We start from the raw sequence: 18,482 nt of genomic DNA, 5'->3' as shown, positions 1-18,482 counted from the left end.
ATAATGTGCGGGATCGCCGGGATATTTCATTCTGAAACGCCAAAGCCGGTCGATCCTAGCCGGGTCGAGCGCATGTGCGATGCTATGGTCCACAGAGGACCAGATGGTTCCGGGGTATGGATCGATCAGGGCATTGGGTTAGGGCATCGACGCCTCTCCATCATCGACCTTGAAGGGTCCCCTCAACCGATGCATTCGCCCGATCGAAGGGCCGTGATCGTCTTCAACGGGGAGATCTACAATTTTCGCGAGCTGCGTGATGAGCTTGCAAGGGACGGTGCGCGCTTCAAAACGCAGGGCGACACGGAAGTCATTTTGGCTGCTTGGCAAAAATGGGGCCCTGATTGCCTTTCGCGTCTTGATGGCATGTTCGCTTTCGCGCTCTATGATCTTGACAAAAGGCAACTGTTCCTCGCCCGCGACCGATTTGGCGTCAAACCGCTGTTCTTGTCGCAGCTTTCTGATGGAAGCTTGATTTTCGCCTCTGAGCTCAAGGGGCTGCTCACTCATCCCTTAATGCGTAGACGGATGAACCCGCAGGCGCTCGACGCCTTTATGGCATGGGGGTATGTGCCCGACACTCATTCCATAATTGAGGGGGTCTCCAAACTGCGGGCCGGCCACTTTCTGCTGCTTGATCAAGGTAAGCCCTTGAATGAGCAGCGGCGTTGGTGGGATATCAACTTTGCAGACCGGGCTACTGGTAACGAGGCTGATCTGTCAGCGGAGCTGGTTCACTTGCTACGCGAGGCTGTGCAATCGCGCATGGTCTCTGATGTGCCTTTGGGCGCATTCCTTTCCGGCGGTGTCGATTCCTCGAGCGTTGTTGCCCTGATGAGCGAGGCCAGCGCGCAGCCTGTTCGCACATGTTCAATCGGCTTTGACGAAGAGGCGCTCGACGAGACGAGTTACGCTGAGAAGATCGCTCAGCAATTCGCAACATCACACGAAGCCAAGACCGTCAGCCCCGACGATTTTGCCGAAATCGACACGCTCGCTGCGATGTTTGATGAGCCTTTTGCCGATGCATCCGCCTTGCCAACTTGGCGGGTGTGTCAATTGGCGCGCAAGAAAGTGACCGTAGCGCTTTCTGGAGACGGCGCGGACGAGGCATTTGCCGGATATCGCAGACAAGTCTTCCAACACAATGAAGACCGAGTGCGCTCGCTGCTCCCATCAAGCGTGCGCGGGTCCGTGTTTGGCGCTCTGGGCCGAGCCTGGCCAAAAGCCGATTGGGCACCCCGGGCTCTGCGTGCGAAAACCACGTTTCTGGCGCTCGCTGAGAATGGAGAGGCTGCCTATGCCCGCGCACTTGGTGTGACCACGCCGCGCATAAGGCATGATCTGTATTCTGATGAGTATCGCCGCGAGCTAAGCGGGTTTCAGGCAGAAGATGAACTCGTCGCCGTGATGGCAAGTGCCCCAGCGCGAAGCGGGCTCGACCGTGCGCAATATGCCGATCTCACATTTTGGCTTCCCGGCGATATCCTTACTAAGGTCGACAGAACAAGCATGGCGGTGAGCCTTGAAGCGAGGGAGCCGCTGCTCGATCACCGATTGGTGGAGTTCGCAGCGAAACTGCCGGAGGGCATGCGAGTGAAAGGCAAAACCGGCAAATATCTGCTTAAAAAATGCATGGAGCGCTACCTTCCAGACGAAGTGCTTTACCGTCCCAAGCAAGGTTTTGTGACCCCGATAGCATTGTGGATGCGCGGGCCTCTGGCCGACCAAATTCGCTCTATTTCCAGGTCCTCCAAATTGGTTCAATCTGGATGGATCAATGGACAAACTGTGGGCAATCTGGCCGAGGCCCACATTTCGGGTCGAAGCGATCATTCACGAACGCTTTGGCAGTTGTTAATGCTCGAAAAATCACTTCGCGCGCTTCAGGTGCAAGGTTGATCAGCCCGCGAGTGCCGGAAATAATGTCAACGCTTTTGTAATAAAATTATACAGCCCTGTCTCATTTTGTCACAGCAATGGCCAAGACTATTCGGCGGTTCAAATTATATGTTTGCAAAATATCGCAAAATCGGAGTAGTCTCTCATCAACGCAGCGCGATCACGTGGTGCAGGCGGATGATCAATAGATCACCGTAATTAGGGTCAAGTCCGGAGTTCGGTGTCGTGGACAGTAGCATTGGAAATCCGATTTCGTTTTCTGAAGAAGGCGAAGCTATGTCATCGAGCGTTCTAAACAACGCCGTTCCTGAAGGACTTTTCAAGCTTTCAGAACTTGATGTTCTGTATGACGACAGTAGTGCCGCTCTGTGGACTTACATGAGGCCTACTGGACGCCCAAGTTTCACTTCGTCCATGCTGGAAAATTTTGAAGCATGGCAAGAACTCATCTCAGCAGGATTTGGTGCGGACCATGTGCCGCTTCGTTATCTTATACTCGGGAGCCGGTCACAGGACGTCTTTTGCTTCGGCGGTGATTTGGAGCTTTTTCAAAATTTGATCCGGTCAAAGGACCGCGATGGGTTGGTGGAATATGGCCACCGGTGCTGCGCGATCCTAGAGCGCAACGCGCGTTCGCTCGATTTGCCGATGCTCACGATTGGACTTGTACAAGGTGCAGCGCTTGGTGGCGGGTTCGAATCTCTTTTGTCGTTCGATCACATCATCGCAGAGCGCCAGGCGACGTTTGGATTGCCGGAGATTATGTTTGGTTTGTATCCTGGGATGGGGGCGCATGTCTTCCTCTCGCGCAAACTTGGCACTGCCATGGCTGAGCGCATAATTCTGTCGAACAAAACGTATACCGCTGAAGAGATGTATGATTTCGGCATTGTTCAACAGGTCGTGGAGCCGGGCGAAGGTGAGAGCGCGGTGCGCGAATTTATCAAGAAGTCGGAACGGCGACACGCTGGCTTGGTTGCAGCGCGCAAAGCCACTGGTCTCGTATGGCCAATCGAGCTTGCTGAACTCAATGCGATCACTGAACTTTGGGCTGATACTGCGCTTCAGCTTAGCGAAACCGACCTCAAAGTGATGAGCAGACTTGTTGCAGCTCAAGGCCGAATTGCGGACCGTTTGGCTGCGGCCTGACCCCATCCTCCGCGAATATATCGGGCACCGCAATCAACCTTCGGCGCCGTGGCCAAGCGCCATGTAATCTGCGCTCTGCATCTCGTTAAGTCTGCTTATCGTTCGTTCAAACTCAAAGCTTCCGTCACCCGACTGATAGAGGTTTTCTGGCGCTGTTGCAGCGGTCACGAAAAGTTTGACCCGGTGTTCGTAGAGGGCATCAATCAACGTCACAAAACGAGCCGCTTCGTTGCGCTTTTCCGGTCCCATCTGCGGAATGCCAACGATAATCACCGTGTGAAATTCGCGCGCAATCGTAAGGAAGTCGGCGGCGCCGCGCGCTTCGCCACAAAGACGCTTGAAGCTGAAAACGGCTACGCCTTTCAATGATTTGGGAACGTGCAAACTCCTCTTTGCACTCACCGCGAGTTTACCTGAGGGGACGTTGGCTGCATCCTCTGGTGCAAAATCCGTGAGCCGGAAGAAAACCTCACGCACTTTCGCCGTCGCCTTATCACCCACAGGCGCGTACCAGCATTGCATATCGCCAATTCGGTCGAGCCGGTAATCCGTGAGGCCATTTAGGCTCAGCACGTCGAGCTCTTCATTGATCAAATCAATAAACGGGAGAAAATGTTCTCGGTTCAGACCGTCTTTATAAAGGTCGCCAGGAACCCGGTTCGATGTGGTCACGATCGTCACCCCGCGCTCCATTATAAGCTGAGTGAACAGCCTGCTCATAATCATGGCATCGGCAGAATTGGTAACAACCATCTCATCAAATGCGAGGACACGTACGCCTTCGGAGAGTTTTGCCGCGACTACCGGGATCGGATCACCCTCGTGCGTTTTTCGCGCTTCGCGCATTTCGGCGTGTACTTCCTGCATAAAGGCATGAAAGTGGACCCGGCGTTTTTCTTGGATCGTCAGGCTGTCGTGGAACAAATCCATCAGCATGGATTTTCCCCTGCCAACGCCGCCCCACATGTATACGCCTTGGGCGCGGGGCGCTTTCTTTGCGAAAAGTTGGGCCAAGAGCCCGCCCGGACGCTCCGCTTCTAGCTCTTTCTGCAAGGAATCGAGCCGCGCTGCGGCCCGCCTTTGATCGACATCTTCTTGCAGCTCTCCATTCGCGATGAGCTGTTCAAACCTCGCAAGCGTGCCAGTCATTGTGGTGCAGGTTTGGCTATAATCTTGCGCACAATTGCCGAATGCGAGGCGATGATGGTCTCGCCTTGCACAACTTGCCCGCGGATAAACATGAGCTTGCCGGTTTCGCGGACGATTTCATTCACCGCATCCAGAGGCAGGGCCGGATCACCTGCATCGACAAATTGCGTTGACATTTCGAGCGTAACTGAAGGGCCTGCGTTACCACTACCGATCATATGCATTGCATTGAAGATTGAGATATCAATCAGCGCAAGCGTCACTGCTCCGTGCATATTGCCTTGCAGGTTCTGATGCTTACGCTCTGGAAACATGCGCAGTCGCGCTTTTCTATCATCGTCGACCCGGGTAATAAGGTGCCCCATGACCGCGCCATTGAACAAGGTTTTATCCCTGATGTTCCATTGCCGCCAACCCGGATTATCGGGGCAGGGACCGTCTTGGAAATATTCCTCGCGCGACGACATGAGCTGAAAGCCTAAATAGCGCGTTCCGCCATCATTTTTTTGGTTTCCGCAATCGCTTTGGCAGGCGACAGCCCCTTAGGACACACATTCGCACAGTTCATGATTGTGTGACAGCGATAGAGGCGGAAGGGGTCTTCGAGTTCATTCAAGCGCTCGCCCGTCATCTCATCCCGGCTATCGGCAAGCCAGCGGTAAGCTTGAAGCAAAATAGCGGGCCCCAGGAATTTGTCCGAGTTCCACCAGTATGATGGGCACGAGGTCGAGCAACAGGCGCACAAAATGCACTCATAAAGACCGTCAAGCTTCTCGCGCTCTTTCGGGCTTTGCAGGCGCTCTTTACCAGAAGGCGTCGTGCTGACCGTTTGCAGCCATGGCTTGATCGAGGCGTATTGCGCATAGAAGTGAGTGAAATCAGGTACAAGGTCCTTGATCACATCCATATGCGGCAAAGGAGTAATGCGGATTTCACCCTTAAGGTCTTCAATTGCGGTGGTGCAGGCCAGACCGTTCTTGCCATTCAAATTCATCGAACATGACCCGCAAATCCCCTCGCGGCATGACCGACGAAAGGTCAGCGTAGGGTCGAGCTCATTTTTTATCTTGAAAAGCGCGTCCAGAACCATGGGACCGCATTCGTCCAGGTCGATCTCAAACTTGTCATAGCGCGGGTTGTCGCCTGTATCGGGATCATAACGATAAATCTTGAACGACTTCACTCGCGAGCCGCCAGATGCTTTGTGAACTTGGCCATTGCTCGTGATCTTCGAATTTTTCGGAAGCGTGAAAGTCGCCATGATCGCTTAATCCCTGTTTGCGTTGTTTCTTCTCTAACGGCTTGTGCGCGGGTGGCAAGTCAGTGGGTGTTGCGAGGATTAGGATAGCACTTGTTTTTGCCTCAACCTCGGCCCCCCGCTCTTGGAGGCGCATGGTCGCTAACACAATACGGCTGTTGCACCAGCCCATTCATTGATGGTCGTAAATATCTGACATCACTGGATAATGATAGTCGGCGAGACGTGCCGTCATTTTCTCATGCTTTTCGGCGGGAACTCAATCGTCTCAGCTTCACTGTAGCTTTGATGAGCAATTTAAGAGAACGAGACGCCGGTTTAGGCAGAGTAACACCGCGCAGCGCCGCAGTCTTTGGCGCAGGTGGGGGTATTGGCAGGGCGCTGGTCAGGCAGCTGGTGCAGGGCGGCTGCGAACGGGTTCATGCTGGCTCGCGGTCCGGCGGCGCGGGCGCTTATGCCGGAGAGATACCATTCGCATTTGATCTGACTGATGAGACGAGCATCGCAAAGGCCGCGAAACTGATGCGCGATGCACCTCCGGAGCTGGTTATAGTTGCAAGCGGTGTTCTAACTTCGGAAAGCGGGGAGGGACCGGAGCGCACTTTGCGCAAGCTCGATCCGCACGTCATGGCCCAGATATTCGCGCTCAACACGATCGGCCCGGCGTTAATTGCCAAGCACATCCTACCCTTGATGCCGCGCGGCGACCGGTTTGTGTTTGCCGCATTAAGTGCGCGTGTCGGGTCGATTTCGGACAATCAGCTTGGCGGATGGCATTCTTACCGGGCGTCAAAAGCCGCGCTCAATATGCTGATCAAAAACTTTGCCAACGAGATGGGCCGCACACATAAACGCGGCGTTGTTCTGGGTCTCCACCCTGGAACGGTTGATACAGGGCTCTCCAAACCGTTCCAAAAGGGCCTGCCCGATGGTCAGCTTACCGAGCCTCAGCAGGCGGCGCAAAACCTCATTGAGGTCATGTTGCGCGCTAGCCCTGAAGATAGCGGCAAGGTGTTTGATTTTGCGGGGAAACTGATCGATCCCTAGGCTGCGTGGACAAATGGAACCATTTCGCGCAATATCTCGCCCAAAGCGACAGGAAAAGGAGCGCGTCATGGGGCTGGGAGACTGGTACGATGCAAATGTGATGCCGCGGCTCATTCGTTGTGCGTGCAGCACGGGTCAGGTGATGAAGCGGCGTTCTCATGTGGTGCCTTTGGCAAAGGGCGATGTGTTTGAGCTTGGCTGCGGTGGCGGCATTAATCAGCAGTTTTATGATGTTGACGCGGTCAAAAGCTATGCCGGGATCGACCCACATGGGGGGCTTTTGGACGCTGCGAAAGCCGAGGCTGAGGCCAAGGGCTGGCCTGCCGATATCCGCCAAGGGATCGGAGAGAACATCCCGTTCGCGAGCAGTTCTTTCGACACCGTTGTTTGCACCTTTACCCTGTGTTCAGTGCAGGATCCGGACGCGGTACTATCTGAAATGCGCCGTATTCTTCGCCCGGGCGGGAAAGCGCTATTCCTCGAACATGGCCGCGCGCCTGATAAGGACGTTGCCAAATGGCAGAACCGCATTGAGCCTGTATGGAAGCGTCTTGCAGGCGGATGCCATTTGACACGGCCCATCGGCTCGGCATTCCGGGGAGCTGGATTTGAGGTAGCGCCTTTGGGACAAGGCTATCTGCCCAAAGCGCCAAAGTTCGCCATGTGGAATGAATGGGGCGAGGCAAGGAAAGCGGGCGTCTAGGTCAATAAAAAGCCCGCCTTAGAGAGAGTGTCTCGAAGGCGGGCCTTTTGTATCAGAAGGCGATTACTCGCCGAAAGTGCGCTGCCACCACCCACGTTTTTTAGGAGCGTCAGCATCATCATTTGATGCATTGTCAGCAGGCGCTTCATCGGCAACAGGAGTTTGTGCAGGTGCTGACGCTTTTGGCGCAGCTTCTGCCTCAGTGGCCTCTGCTACAGCAGCCTTTGTCTCAGCAGCGGTTGCCTCGGAGGCTTCCGCCTCAGCCTCTGGCTCAACCTTCTTCTTGCGAGGCGCGCGTTTGCGCTTGGGTTTGGGCTTTTCCTCGGCTTCCGGTTCAGGAGCAGGTGCCTCTTCCGCAGGTTTCTCTGCGGTTTTGGCCGCGGTTTTGTCCGCGGTTTTGTCTTCTGCGGGTTCTTCGACCTTCTTCTTGCGAGGAGCGCGTTTGCGCTTTGGTTTCTCAGCTTCCGCGGGCTTTTCCTCTTTGGCAGGTTCGGTCGCCGGGACAGCGTCCTCTTCGCCGTCGGGAGCTGCGACAACCGCCACGTCTGCTTCGACTTTCTCGGAAACCTCGGAGAGAGCCTCAGCTCCTTCCTCAATCGCCTTTTCTTCAGCCTCACCATCCTGTTTGCGGCGGCGTCCACGACCACCGCGCCGGCGGCGGCGCTTGGGCTTCTCGTCGCTATCAGCATGTTCGCCCGAAGAATTGTCCTCAGAAGCGCTTTCCTGAGCGGCTTCGTCCGAACCCTCTTCGCTTTCCTCCGAACCTTCATCCTGACGCTTTTTGTTGCGGCCCCGGCCACCACGGCGGCGGCGGCGCTTCTTCTTTCTGGGGCCGTCCTCGTCATCCTCATCGAAGTCATCTTCGACTGGAATGTCCTCGTCCTCGTCATCGTCAACGATGGGCTCAAACTTGGGCGCTTGTGATGGGCGAGGGCCTGCGCTTGAGACACTCATCTTTGCGCCTTCATCTTCGCTGCCCGGAGCAACTTCGACAGTGACACCGTAACGCTGCTCGATTTCCATCAGCTCGGCGCGTTTTTCGTTAAGGAGATAGAAGGCCGCTTCCGCGCTGGCAGCGAGCTTGATTATCGTGCCTTTGCCCTTGGCCGCTTCGTCTTCGATAAGACGCAGAGCTGATAGACCAGCCGAGGACGCAGTGCGCACAAGGCCGGTGCCATCGCAGTGCGGGCATTCGCGGGTGGTGGCTTCAAGCACGCCGGTGCGAAGGCGCTGACGGCTCATTTCCATCAGGCCAAAGCCCGAAATGCGGCCAACCTGGATGCGCGCACGGTCGTTCTTCAAGGCCTCTTTCATCGCCTTTTCGACTTTTCGCACATTGGAATTATAGTCCATGTCGATAAAGTCGATCACGACCAGACCTGCCATATCGCGCAAACGCAATTGGCGAGCGATCTCGCGCGCGGCCTCAAGATTGGTGTGAAGCGCTGTTTGCTCGATACCGTGCTCCTTAGTGGAGCGGCCCGAGTTAATGTCGATGGAAACCAGAGCCTCGGTCGGGTTGATGATCAGATAACCGCCCGATTTCAGCTGAACCATCGGATCATACATCGCCCGCAATTGATCTTCCGCACCGTAGCGTTGGAACAAAGGCACGGGGTCAGAATACGCTTTCACCCGGCGCGCATGGCTGGGCATTAGCATTTTCATAAAGGCTTTAGCCGATTTGTATCCCTCAGCCCCTTCGACGATCACCTCTTCGATCTCACGATTGTAGATGTCGCGGATCGCGCGCTTGATTAGGTCGCTATCCGAATGGATCAGCGATGGCGCAGTGGAGGAGAGCGTGTTCTGGCGAATGCCATCCCACAGCCTCGCGAGGTAGTCAAAGTCGCGCTTAATTTCGGTTTTGGTGCGCGAAAGCCCAGCGGTTCGCACGATCAGGCCCATAGATTTGGGCAGCTCAAGGCCGCTTACGACGTCTTTTAAACGCTTGCGGTCGCTGGACGAGTTGATCTTGCGACTGATCCCGCCGCCGTGCGAGCTGTTGGGCATGAGAACGGTGTAACGGCCAGCAAGGCTTAAATAAGTGGTGAGAGCTGCGCCCTTGTTGCCGCGCTCCTCCTTGACGACCTGCACCAAAAGTACCTGACGGCGCTGAATAACGTCCTGAATTTTGTAGCGGCGACGAAGGGCCATGCGCTTGGCGCGCACTTCGTCGACTTCTTTGGCGCGGCTGCGACCGCCTCCATTGGCACCGCCTTTTTTGCTGCCGCGACCTTGACGGCGGCGACCACGACCACGGCGTCCGCGGCGGGGTTTCGCCTCTTCACCGTCTTCCGAAGTCTCTTCCGCGTCTTCCTCTTCGTCGCTGTCATCATCATCATCGTCGTCTTCGCCGTCGTCATCTGACGCGCCGTCTTCGATGGTGGAAACCTTGTCCTTGTCGCTGGTGTCGATCTCCTCGAGACCGTCCTCAGCGAGGTCTTCCGCTAGACCCTCTGCGCTTTCCTCATCTGCGTCATATTCTTCGCCAGGAGTTACGCCCTCTTCCTCTTCCTCAGCACGAAGACGAGCCTCTTCTTCAGCGGCCTCAGCCTCTTCGGCGAGCAGCCTTTCACGATCATCCTGTGGGATCTGGTAATAGTCAGGGTGGATTTCGTTGAAGGCAAGAAAGCCGTGGCGATTGCCTCCAAAATCCACAAATGCCGCTTGTAACGAGGGTTCCACCCTCGTGACTTTGGCCAGATAAATGTTTCCTTTTATCTGCTTGTGTTCAGCAGATTCGAAGTCGAATTCCTCAATCCGGTTGCCTTTGAGGACCGCCACCCGGGTTTCTTCCGAGTGGCGCGCATCTATTAGCATGCGCGTTGCCATGTAAATTTCTCCAAACGCCGGATCTGCGCATCGTTAAAGCGGAAGGTGGGCGTGTATTGTTGGGGTGAACAGCGCGCGTTTTCAGCTTCTGACTCTGCGCACTGATGTTAAGATGAGCGCTCCGGCTGTCTGCCGAAATGAACGCCATGAACGTGTCTGCTAGAGGCGAGCTGCGGGTTTCTCCCGCGCTGCGACTCGCAAGCACACCCGCGCAAGCGCGCTTGATATGTGTTTGCGAGGAGGAGCGTCTCGTCACTGCATCAACCTGTGTGTGGCCATTACCGGGCGGGGCGATTCCCCGAGCGATTTGGCCTTGCGAATAAAGCAAAACTGGTAAGGTCAGCTTAAGGGGCCAGCCTTTTCTGCTTTCATTTGCGTGGCTAGCACCGTGGGAACTTGCCCGCAACACTATTGCGCTATCCATGCGCAACATTCTAATCCGGATTGCATTATGAGTGTCCGCACACTCCTTCTCCTGATCCTTGCGCTGCCGGTACTTGTGCTTGGCGGGGCAAAGGTTGCGGGTGTGACGATACCGTTGCCCGAGTGGGGCCGCGACTATGTAACGCGGATCGTGCTCTCGTCTGAAGCACCGCCGCTTCAGCTTCCGGATGTAGAGGGTCCCACTGACACCACGCGGCCATTGGTCGTGATTGATGCAGGGCATGGCGGGCGTGATCCAGGCAAGGTGCAAATCCGGCCCAATGGCGAAGAGGTCTATGAAAAAGACATCGTGCTCGCATTTTCGTTGGAACTGCGTGACATATTGTTGGAGCGGGGCGGGGTGCGCGTTGCATTGACCCGTGATGACGACCGGATCATTCCGTTGGCGTACCGCCCTGAAATCGCGCGCCAGCTGGGAGCCGATTTATTTGTGTCGATCCATATCGATTCAGCGGGCGATAGATCTGAAGTCTCAGGGGCTACAGTCTACACCTTGTCAACGGAAGCATCGAACGAGGCCGCAGCGCGCTTTGCTGCGCGCGAAAATGCTGCTGACAGTTTGAACGGGATCAGGGTTGAGACCGATAGCTCACCTGTAAGCGACATTTTGGTCGAGTTGTCGCAGGAACGCACTCAGGAAGACGCAAGCGAGTTTGCATCGCTTATCCTTCGAGAAGGCGAGGGCAGAATTGCCTTTCATCCCTTTGCCAAGCGTTCAGCTGAACTCGCCGTATTGCGAGCACCTGACGTTCCAGGCGTGTTGTTTGAAAGCGGGTTCGTCACCAATGAGCGTGATTTGGAGCGGCTTATGAGCAAGGACGGGCGCCGGGACTATGTCGAGACCTTAGAGCGCGCAATCCGGGTCTATCTTGCGCGGCGCGCGGAAACGTGAACCTTGAGCTTTCATGGACCACCTAAGCGCTAGCAATTCTCGGCGAACCCGCGTAAATCTGAGAGCCTATGTCGACCGATACCCCCACAGCTAGTTCAGCTGATCTCCCGTTTTTGGCTTACGTCCGTTACCGTTTGGCGCGTGATTTGGGCGGGGCTGCTGCGTGGTTTGGCCAGAAATGGCGGACAAGCCGTTTGTTTAAGCTCATTGCTGCTGCGTTGATTGGCCTTGCTTTGCTTTGGATCGCACTGTGGTTTTTCCTCGCCAGCGATTTGCCTGAGGCGGAGGGTCTCGTGGAATATCAAACTCCGCTGCCGACCGTTGTGCGCGGCGCGGATGGTGAGATAGTGCATTCTTATGCGCGCGAACGCCGGGTCCAACTGCAATTTGCCGATTTTCCTGACCAATTGGTTGAGGCCTATATATCGGCCGAAGACAAGACCTTCTTCAGCCACGGCGGTGTGGATTTAACAGGCACGGCGAACGCGGTGTTCGATTACGCGACCAAATATGGGTCGGGAGAGCGCGCGGTCGGTGGTTCCACGATCACTCAGCAGCTTGCCAAGATTCTGCTGCTTGGGGATGAATATTCGATCACACGTAAGCTTAAAGAGATGATCCTTGCGAGCCGTATCGAAGGCGTATTGTCGAAGGAAGAAATCCTTGAGCTTTACCTCAATGAAATTCCGTTGGGCCGGCGGTCATTCGGCGTGCAGGCGGCAGCGCGAGCATATTTTGACAAAGATGTAGGCGATCTGGACCTGCATGAGGTTGCCTTCCTTGCAATCCTTCCAAAGGCACCAGAACGCTATGGCCGAACAGGGCAGGAAGAAGCCGCGATGGATCGGCGTGATTTCGTTCTCGCGCAGATGGCAGACAACGGTTTCATTTCTGAGGCAGAGCGCGCAGCGGCTGCTGCTCAACCTCTGGGGCTTGTTCGTCAACGCTCGCAGCGCAGCGCGGATGCAGGATACTTCCTTGAAGAAGTTCGCCGCCAGCTCATCGCAGACTTTGGCGAATCAGCGGAAGACGGCGAGAACAGTGTTTATGCAGGCGGGCTTTGGGTCCGCACATCGCTCGATGTGGACATGCAAAACGCCGCGCGTGATAGTTTGCGCCGCGGTTTGAGGCGCTACCACGGGAGGCGAGGGTGGTCTGGGCCGATTGCCACTATTGATGTAAGCGAAGGCAATTGGGCAAGCCAGCTGGCAAGCTCGTTCCTTTCGGTGCGCTATGAGGATTGGCGAGTGGGCGTTGTGACCACGCGGACCGGGTCTTCAGCCACAATTGGCTTCTCCAACGGTGATGAAGCGCCCCTTACGAACCTACCCAATGCTTTGAAAGCCGGCGATGTGATCACGGCGAGCCCGAGCGGCAATGGTTTCCGGGTAGAGACCCCGCCAGCGGCTGAAGGCGGGCTGGTGGTACAGAACGCTCAAAGCGGCCGCGTGCTTGCCATGCAGGGCGGGTTTGACCACCGGCTGTCCGACTTCAACCGGGCAACACAGGCGATGCGCCAGCCCGGTTCAACCATCAAGCCGTTCGTTTATGCGACCGGCCTCGATAACGGCATGACCCCGTCAACCGAAATAGATAACACGCGGTATTGCTATTATCAGGGCCGACAACTGGGTGAGAAGTGCATTCGCGGCGGGCGTGCGGGACAGTTCCCGATGCGGTACGGGCTTGAGCAGTCACAAAACATCATGACCGTGCAAATCGGCATGCAGGCGGGCATGAGCAATGTGGTCGATATGATCAAAACGCTCGATATTAGCGATGATGCCGATCCTTATGCAGCGACGTCCTTGGGTTCGGAGGAAACCACTGTTTCGCGCATTGTGGCGGCCTACGGCGCGCTTGCGAACCACGGGCGGCTCAACCGTCCAACGGTAATTGATTATGTGCAGGACCGCATGGGCAAAGTTATTTGGCGTGCGGACAATCGCCCGTGCAATGGCTGCAATATGACGGCCTATGACGGCTCTTCGATGCCGCGTTTCGGTATCAAAGGCCGCCAGGCGATGGACCCGCGCACCGCTTTCCAGATCATGCATATGTTAGAGGGCGTTGTCTCACGCGGAACGGCCACTGTGCTGAATGACCTTGGTCTTCCGCTGTTCGGCAAGACCGGCACCACAAGCGGCCCTAAGGACGTATGGTTCGTTGGCGGCACGCAGCGCATTGTCGCTGGCGCATATATGGGCTTTGACACGCCGCGCAATATGGGCGGTTATGCTTATGGCGGGACAATTGTTGCGCCGATCATCAAGGATTTGATCAAGAACTCGCGCGATCAATGGTCTGACCTGCCGCCTATTGCCCCTGAGGGTATTCGGATGGTCCGCGTTGACCGGCGCACCGGTAAAAAAGTGCTTGCAGGCTGGCCCAGCGGTGACGCGAAATCGGACATTATCTGGGAGGCGTTCAAACCCGACACAGAACCTGAACGCTCGACCCGTCAGGACGAGATTGCAGCCAAGCGCGATGAAATCCTCGCTCTGATTGCTGCGGGTCGGCGCGGCGGAACCACAGTTCGCCGGACCGAGGGTGAGCCTGAAAACTTTGCCGAAGAGCAAGGCGGAATTTACTGATGCGCGTTTTGAAATTGGCTCTTACGGGCCTTGTCGCAGGTCTGGCTTTTTCAACCCCTGCTCAGGCTGATTTGGCCGAGGGAACCAAAGCTCCGCCATTCACCACAAGAGCAGCCCTTGCAGGCAAGGAGATGGGCTTCTCGCTTGCCGCCGCTTTGCGCATGGGGCCGGTGGTGCTGTATTTCTACCCCAAGGCGTTCACCTCGGGCTGCACGCTTGAGGCCAATGCCTTTGCAGAGGCGATGCCCGACTTTCGCAAAGAAGGCGCAAGCGTCATCGGCATGTCCAATGATGAAATCGGCACGCTCAAGCGCTTTAGCAAAGAGGAATGCCGCGACGCTTTCCCGGTGGGCGTTGCAGGCGAACGCTTGATTGATGCCTATGATGTGGCGCTCGGCGCATCGGGCCTTGCGAGCCGTACATCCTATGTAATCGCCCCCGATGGCCGAATTGCTCTGGTGCATTCCGACAGCGATTACCGCACCCATGTTTCAAAGACACTCCAAGCGGTGCGCGATCTCGCCAAATAGCGCGCCTGCTTTACAATTGAACCCGTGTCGCTAAGCGCGAGCGGACACAGCTTAAACCAAAGGAATTCTCATGCGGGCTGAGGCCCAAGCCTATATCGACCGGATCAAAGCGGCACTTGATCTTGTTCGCCAATCGCTCGATTGGGAAAGCGCTTTGCGGCGCCTGGATGAGTTGAACGCACGGGTTCAGGACCCGGCGCTTTGGGACAACCCTAAAGAAGCGCAAAAGATCAGCCGCGAGCAAAAGCTGCTCGAAAATGCGGTCGGCACGGTCAACGATATCTCTTCCGAGATGGGCGATGCGGTGGAATTCATCGAAATGGGTGAGGCTGAGGGCGAAGAGAGCATCGTCAACGATGGGCTTGCCAGCCTGGAAAAACTCGCCGCCCGCGCTGACGCTGACAAGGTTCAAGCGCTTCTTTCCGGAGAGGCAGACGGCAACGACACCTATCTCGAAATCCACGCAGGCGCAGGCGGCACCGAAAGCCAGGACTGGGCCGAGATGTTGTTCCGCATGTATGGCCGCTGGGCTGAGCGGCGCGGGTTTAAGGTTGAAACGGTCGAATATCAGGCGGGCGATCAGGCGGGTATCAAGTCGGCGACGCTGCACATCAAAGGTGAGAACGCCTATGGCTATGCCAAGACGGAAAGCGGTGTCCACCGGCTTGTGCGGATTAGTCCTTATGACAGCGCCGCCAAGCGCCACACCAGCTTCTCTTCCGTTTGGGTTTATCCGGTTATTGACGATGATATCGACATCGAGATCAACCCAGCAGACCTCAAAGTCGACACTTACCGGGCCTCTGGCGCAGGTGGTCAGCACGTCAATACGACAGATAGTGCCGTGCGCATCACCCACCAACCGACGGGCATCGTGGTCGCGTCGCAAAACGACCGCTCGCAGCATAAGAACCGCGCCACCGCGATGAACATGCTCAAAGCGCGGCTTTTTGAACGTGAAATGCAGATCCGCGAGGCTGAAGCGTCTGGAGAATATCAGGAAAAAAGCGAGATTGGTTGGGGTCATCAGATCCGCTCCTATGTCCTGCAGCCCTATCAGATGGTGAAGGACCTTCGCACAGGCTTCACCAGTTCCTCGCCCGATAAGGTGCTCGACGGTGAAATTGATGGCTATATTTCAGCAGCGCTTGCGCAGCGTGTGACCGGGGAAACGGTTGATGTTGAAGACGTTGAATAGAATGCGGCTCATTCGCAGCCTGCCTCTGGCTCTTACAGCTCAGCGCCGTTGGGATGCACCTATCTGCCGGGGCTACAACTTGGATATCTCGATAAGGAGCTGATCATGGCGGTGGGTTTCTTGAACAAGCCAGTCCCTGCATCGGCGAGCCTACCGATCCGATGAGGCTTCCTCTCGCTTCTATCGGTTTTGCTGCGTTGGCCGCCTTGCTTTTATCAGGGTGCGATGCGCCATTGAGCGAGCGGCCAGAGGATATCGCCGAGTTTCCAGAACCTGACAGGACGGTGCCCGATGAAGCTGCGACCGGCGCTGATCCTTTCCCCGACGAGGACGCGCGCGAGGAACGCGGCGAGGCGCAGGCGATCATGGACCTGGCCAATATCACCGAAGGCATGACAGTCGCGGATATCGGTGCAGGCGAGGGGTATTACACCGTGCGTCTGGGCACGCGAGTCGGCGAGGGCGGCCGCGTTCTTGCACAGGATATCGACGGCGAGGCCCTGGCGCGCCTTGGTCAGCGTGTAGAGCGCGAAAGGCTGGAGAACACTTTTATCAAGCTTGGCGAATTGGACGATCCGCGGCTTCCGACTGATAGCTTCGACCGAATTTTCCTAGTCCATGTCTACAGCGAAGTGACCGAACCTTACGCATTCATGTGGCGTATGTGGCCAGCGCTTGCGCGCGGCGGCCAGATTATCATCGTGGAATATGATCGCCCCACCCACGCCGGAGGTATTCCGCCAACGCTGCTGTTCTGTGAGATGGAGGCGGTTGGCTATAAGCTGGTAGAGTTTGTTGAGCGGCCTGACTTGCGCAGCTATTTCACGCGTTTTGAACGCGGGGATGCGCTGGTCGAACCTGACCAGATCGAAGCTTGCTCAAAAACTTAACTCACAGGCCAATTTCCCATTTATCAACGCGGGTTGCCGACCGGTCTTTTCATAGCGCGAACGCAGTGCTAATCGCCCGGCACAAGATAGACAAAAGGCCAGGAGCCAAGGGTTCGCAATGACAGATTCTCCGACCAGTTTTGACCGCGAAGACTTGTTGAAATGTGCTCGCGGAGAGCTGTTTGGCGAAGGCAATGCGCAGCTGCCCGCACCGCCCATGTTGATGATGGACCGGATCACGGACATTTCGGGCGACGGCGGCGAACACGGCAAGGGTCACGTCGTCGCCGAATACGATATCAATCCTGATCTGTGGTTCTTCGACTGCCACTTTCCGGGCAATCCGATTATGCCAGGGTGCTTGGGGCTTGATGGCCTGTGGCAGCTGACGGGCTTCAACCTTGGCTGGCGCGGTTGGAAGGGCCGGGGCTACGCGCTTGGTGTAGGCGAAGTAAAGCTTACCGGCATGGTGCGCCCTGATCGCAAGATACTGAAATATTATGTGAACTTCACCAAGGCCGTGCAAACGCGCCGTCTGACCATGGGCGTTGCCAACGGCGTGGTCGAGGCGGATGGCGAAGTCATCTATCAGGTTAAAGACATGAAAGTCGCGCTCTCAGAGGCGTAATTTCGAACGCAGGATATCAGGGGATCAAATGCGCCGCGTAGTGATAACGGGACTGGGGATTGTCTCCTCAATTGGGAATAACGCAGAAGAGGTGACCGCCTCTTTGAAAGCAGGTAAATCTGGCATCAGTTTCAACGAAGACATGGCCGAGCACGGCTTCCGCTCGCAGATTGCGGGTGCGGTTGATCTTGATATCAAAGAGCATGTTGAGAAACGCACGCTGCGGTTCATGGGGCCGGGCGCTGCCTATGCCTATATCGCCATGGGACAAGCGATTGCAGATGCGGGGCTTGAAGAAAAAGACGTGATCAACCCGATGACGGGCTTGATTGCGGGTTCGGGCGGGCCTTCGACCTCTGCAATGTTGGCGGCGCACCAAGTGGTTCTGAAATCCGGCGCGACCAAGCGTATTGGCCCGCTCGCCGTGCCTAAAACCATGTCTTCGACCGTGAGCGCAAACCTTGCAACCGCTTACCAGATCAAGGGCATGAACTTCTCAATCACTTCGGCCTGTTCCACCTCGCTTCATTGCATCGGCATGGCCGCGCAGCAGATTGCGCTTGGTACGCAAGACGTGATGTTTGGCGGCGGGGGCGAAGAGCTCGATTGGACGCTCTCTTGCCTGTTTGATGCCATGGGCGCGATGTCGAGCAAGTATAACGACACACCGACCCGCGCATCACGCGCATTTGACGCAGACCGCGATGGCTTTGTCATCGGCGGCGGCGGCGCGATGCTGGTGCTTGAAAGCCTCGAGCATGCACAGGCCCGCGGGGCGAAAATCTATGCCGAAGTCACCGGCTTCTGCGCCACCTCGGACGGCGCAGACATGGTCGCGCCATCAGGCGAGGGCGGCGAACGCGCCATGGCTGGCGCTCTTAAGACCCTGCCAGAGGGCCGCAAGGTCAGCTATATCAACGCTCACGGCACATCGACCCCGGTCGGCGATGTCGGTGAGATCGAAGCGGTGCGCCGTGTGTTCGGTGAAGGCTCCACGCCGCCGGTCAGCTCAACCAAGTCAATGACCGGCCACAGCCAAGGCGCAACCGGCGCGCAAGAGGCGGTGTACTGCCTGCTCGCGCTTCAAGACGACTTCATCATTCCTTCTATCAATGTCGAAAACCTCGATCCCGCGCTAACGCCAGAGGAAATCGCGACCAACCTCGTTGAAAATGCTGGGCTTGATACGGTGATGACCAACAGCTTTGGCTTTGGCGGGACCAATGGCTCGATGTTGATGAGTAAATTCGACGGATAGGCAGT

The 18,482-nt window shown here is 56.4% G+C and carries 15 protein-coding genes; 11 read left to right on the top strand and 4 right to left on the bottom strand.

Features of this window, described 5'->3' with window-relative positions:
- Positions 1-3: 3 nt before the first annotated feature.
- Both AC0V60_RS06375 and AC0V60_RS06370 read left to right on the top strand, forming a co-directional pair.
- On the top strand, positions 4-1,902 hold the full coding sequence (locus AC0V60_RS06375; RefSeq protein ID WP_486177662.1) for an XrtA/PEP-CTERM system amidotransferase: 1,899 nt from the start codon (positions 4-6) through the stop codon (positions 1,900-1,902).
- A 225-nt stretch (positions 1,903-2,127) separates the two neighbouring features.
- Entirely contained in the window at positions 2,128-3,051 is a 924-nt protein-coding gene (locus AC0V60_RS06370) for a crotonase/enoyl-CoA hydratase family protein (protein ID WP_486177661.1), read from the top strand.
- Positions 3,052-3,084: 33 nt separating this feature from the next.
- Here the strand turns inward: AC0V60_RS06370 and zapE are convergent, their stop codons facing one another.
- Genes zapE through AC0V60_RS06355 form a run of 3 tightly spaced genes read right to left on the bottom strand, consistent with a single transcriptional unit; the run spans position 3,085 to position 5,461 of the window.
- Positions 3,085-4,200 carry a cell division protein ZapE gene (zapE, locus tag AC0V60_RS06365; RefSeq protein ID WP_486177660.1) on the bottom strand — a complete coding sequence of 372 codons (1,116 nt, stop codon included), beginning with the start codon at positions 4,198-4,200 and terminating at the stop codon, positions 3,085-3,087.
- Positions 4,197-4,667 (bottom strand): PaaI family thioesterase, encoded by a 471-nt coding sequence (locus tag AC0V60_RS06360; protein WP_486177659.1) that lies wholly within the window; start codon positions 4,665-4,667, stop codon positions 4,197-4,199. Before AC0V60_RS06360 ends, zapE begins: the two co-directional genes overlap by 4 nt.
- A gap of 11 nt (positions 4,668-4,678) precedes the next feature.
- Positions 4,679-5,461, bottom strand: coding sequence for a succinate dehydrogenase iron-sulfur subunit (locus AC0V60_RS06355; RefSeq protein ID WP_486177658.1), 783 nt, complete (start codon positions 5,459-5,461; stop codon positions 4,679-4,681).
- Positions 5,462-5,746: 285 nt separating this feature from the next.
- Between AC0V60_RS06355 and AC0V60_RS06350 the strand changes: the two genes are divergently transcribed.
- Positions 5,747-6,505 (top strand): SDR family NAD(P)-dependent oxidoreductase, encoded by a 759-nt coding sequence (locus tag AC0V60_RS06350; protein WP_486177657.1) that lies wholly within the window; start codon positions 5,747-5,749, stop codon positions 6,503-6,505.
- A 67-nt stretch (positions 6,506-6,572) separates the two neighbouring features.
- Positions 6,573-7,208, top strand: coding sequence for a class I SAM-dependent methyltransferase (locus AC0V60_RS06345; RefSeq protein WP_486177656.1), 636 nt, complete (start codon positions 6,573-6,575; stop codon positions 7,206-7,208).
- 63 nt (positions 7,209-7,271) lie between these two features.
- Here the strand turns inward: AC0V60_RS06345 and AC0V60_RS06340 are convergent, their stop codons facing one another.
- Entirely contained in the window at positions 7,272-10,043 is a 2,772-nt protein-coding gene (locus AC0V60_RS06340) for an Rne/Rng family ribonuclease (RefSeq protein ID WP_486177655.1), read from the bottom strand.
- A 451-nt stretch (positions 10,044-10,494) separates the two neighbouring features.
- Between AC0V60_RS06340 and AC0V60_RS06335 the strand changes: the two genes are divergently transcribed.
- From AC0V60_RS06335 to AC0V60_RS06305, 7 genes are all read left to right on the top strand, one after another.
- Positions 10,495-11,379: an N-acetylmuramoyl-L-alanine amidase family protein gene (locus AC0V60_RS06335; RefSeq protein ID WP_486177654.1), complete on the top strand. Its 885-nt coding sequence runs from the start codon at positions 10,495-10,497 to the stop codon at positions 11,377-11,379.
- 68 nt (positions 11,380-11,447) lie between these two features.
- Positions 11,448-13,973: a penicillin-binding protein 1A gene (locus tag AC0V60_RS06330; protein WP_486177653.1), complete on the top strand. Its 2,526-nt coding sequence runs from the start codon at positions 11,448-11,450 to the stop codon at positions 13,971-13,973.
- Complete coding sequence (locus tag AC0V60_RS06325) at positions 13,973-14,503, top strand: peroxiredoxin (RefSeq protein WP_486177652.1); 531 nt, start codon at positions 13,973-13,975, stop codon at positions 14,501-14,503. Before AC0V60_RS06330 ends, AC0V60_RS06325 begins: the two co-directional genes overlap by 1 nt.
- A 70-nt stretch (positions 14,504-14,573) precedes the next feature.
- A complete protein-coding gene (prfB, locus tag AC0V60_RS06320; protein WP_486177651.1) occupies positions 14,574-15,701 on the top strand; it encodes a peptide chain release factor 2 in 1,128 nt (375 codons plus the stop codon).
- Between the two features lie 161 nt (positions 15,702-15,862).
- Positions 15,863-16,591 (top strand): class I SAM-dependent methyltransferase, encoded by a 729-nt coding sequence (locus AC0V60_RS06315; RefSeq protein ID WP_486177650.1) that lies wholly within the window; start codon positions 15,863-15,865, stop codon positions 16,589-16,591.
- A gap of 118 nt (positions 16,592-16,709) precedes the next feature.
- Positions 16,710-17,219 carry a bifunctional 3-hydroxydecanoyl-ACP dehydratase/trans-2-decenoyl-ACP isomerase gene (gene fabA / locus AC0V60_RS06310; protein WP_486177649.1) on the top strand — a complete coding sequence of 170 codons (510 nt, stop codon included), beginning with the start codon at positions 16,710-16,712 and terminating at the stop codon, positions 17,217-17,219.
- Between the two features lie 28 nt (positions 17,220-17,247).
- Complete coding sequence (locus AC0V60_RS06305; RefSeq protein WP_486177648.1) at positions 17,248-18,477, top strand: beta-ketoacyl synthase N-terminal-like domain-containing protein; 1,230 nt, start codon at positions 17,248-17,250, stop codon at positions 18,475-18,477.
- The last annotated feature ends 5 nt before the right edge of the window (positions 18,478-18,482 follow it).

This window comes from Erythrobacter sp. S259, from assembly GCF_057364965.1.
The sequence above is the reverse complement of the archived record's forward strand: the minus strand, read 5'-3'. Positions and strand labels throughout refer to the sequence as shown.

Excerpts from the sequence above, each read along its gene's own strand:
- AC0V60_RS06375 (WP_486177662.1), top strand. The coding sequence starts at position 4 with ATGTGCGGGATCGCCGGGATATTTCATTCTGAAACGCCAAAGCCGGTC.
- zapE (WP_486177660.1), bottom strand. The coding sequence starts at position 4,200 with ATGACTGGCACGCTTGCGAGGTTTGAACAGCTCATCGCGAATGGAGAG.
- AC0V60_RS06360 (WP_486177659.1), bottom strand. The coding sequence starts at position 4,667 with ATGTCGTCGCGCGAGGAATATTTCCAAGACGGTCCCTGCCCCGATAAT.
- AC0V60_RS06355 (WP_486177658.1), bottom strand. The coding sequence starts at position 5,461 with ATGGCGACTTTCACGCTTCCGAAAAATTCGAAGATCACGAGCAATGGC.
- AC0V60_RS06350 (WP_486177657.1), top strand. The coding sequence starts at position 5,747 with ATGAGCAATTTAAGAGAACGAGACGCCGGTTTAGGCAGAGTAACACCG.
- AC0V60_RS06345 (WP_486177656.1), top strand. The coding sequence starts at position 6,573 with ATGGGGCTGGGAGACTGGTACGATGCAAATGTGATGCCGCGGCTCATT.
- AC0V60_RS06340 (WP_486177655.1), bottom strand. The coding sequence starts at position 10,043 with ATGGCAACGCGCATGCTAATAGATGCGCGCCACTCGGAAGAAACCCGG.
- AC0V60_RS06335 (WP_486177654.1), top strand. The coding sequence starts at position 10,495 with ATGAGTGTCCGCACACTCCTTCTCCTGATCCTTGCGCTGCCGGTACTT.
- AC0V60_RS06330 (WP_486177653.1), top strand. The coding sequence starts at position 11,448 with ATGTCGACCGATACCCCCACAGCTAGTTCAGCTGATCTCCCGTTTTTG.
- AC0V60_RS06325 (WP_486177652.1), top strand. The coding sequence starts at position 13,973 with ATGCGCGTTTTGAAATTGGCTCTTACGGGCCTTGTCGCAGGTCTGGCT.
- prfB (WP_486177651.1), top strand. The coding sequence starts at position 14,574 with ATGCGGGCTGAGGCCCAAGCCTATATCGACCGGATCAAAGCGGCACTT.
- AC0V60_RS06315 (WP_486177650.1), top strand. The coding sequence starts at position 15,863 with ATGAGGCTTCCTCTCGCTTCTATCGGTTTTGCTGCGTTGGCCGCCTTG.
- fabA (WP_486177649.1), top strand. The coding sequence starts at position 16,710 with ATGACAGATTCTCCGACCAGTTTTGACCGCGAAGACTTGTTGAAATGT.
- AC0V60_RS06305 (WP_486177648.1), top strand. The coding sequence starts at position 17,248 with ATGCGCCGCGTAGTGATAACGGGACTGGGGATTGTCTCCTCAATTGGG.